Raw genomic sequence first — 942 nt, 5'->3', positions numbered from 1 at the left:
CGGCTGTAGCGGGTGCGCCGGCGGCCATTCTTCTGATGCGGCTGACCGCGTGGGGGCAGCAACTCACCGGCGGGGCAGATGTAGACATCACGGGTTGGGTTGTACTGGAAGCAGTTGCCGCTGAGGCGACCTTGACCCGTGACCGCTTTGTGTTTGTCCGGGATCGGGACATAGACCGTGGCACCGGCCGCTTCGCAGGCCGCCAATTCGACTTCGCTGTAGTCGCCCGCATCGGCAACCGCGGTCAGGCTCTCCACCCCGAGCACCGCCATGGTCTGCTGGCATTGACGGCTGAGCTGGTTCTGGTCGTTCCCGGCGTTGGTGACGTCGTGATGCACAATGAGCTTGTGTTTCTCATCGACGCTGCTTTGCACGTTGTCGCCGGTTACATGCTGTTTCCCCTTGCTCAAGGCTCGTGCGTCGGGGTCGGTCCGTGAGAATTGGGTCTCTGCGCTTGCCTCTAACCGCTCGCGTTGTGCCTGCTTGCGGTTCTGCCGCTCCTTGAGTGCTTCCAGCTTGCGGGCCAGCGCGGGGTCTTCTCCTAACCCCTCACCCGCATCGGTTTCCTGCGCGTCGTTGGCATCAAGCTCTCGCGTGTAGGCTTGCAGCTCACGTTCGAGCTGCTTCAATTGCGCTTCCAAGCGCTTCTTGGTCGTGATGCTGGCGTCACTGGCGCTCGCATGGAAAAAGGAGCCGTCGATACCGATGGTTTCTCTTCCCAACAGGTCCAGCTCTTGGCATAGCATGACGAAATCACGGTTCGCCGCGCGCCGGGCTTTTCCGTTTCCTCGCCGAAACTCGGCAATGGTCCGGTAGCTCGGGACCAAGCCCTCCAGCAACCAGATCAGCTCCAAGTTGCGCCGGCATTCCCGCTCCAGACGCCGCGAGCTCCGCACCCGATTGAGATAGCCGTAAAGATACAGTTTGAGCAGCAGGCTCGGC

At 61.7% G+C, this 942-nt stretch carries 1 protein-coding gene; it reads right to left on the bottom strand.

The features are described 5' to 3' along the window. Window positions 1–942, bottom strand: a 942-nt coding sequence (locus tag E1958_RS19605) for a transposase (RefSeq protein WP_208108631.1), incomplete at both ends; no start/stop codon positions are given.

This window comes from Candidatus Thiosymbion oneisti, assembly GCF_004359955.1.
Classification (GTDB): domain Bacteria; phylum Pseudomonadota; class Gammaproteobacteria; order Chromatiales; family Chromatiaceae; genus Thiosymbion; species Thiosymbion oneisti.
This window is presented reverse-complemented; position numbering and strand designations above follow the sequence as displayed.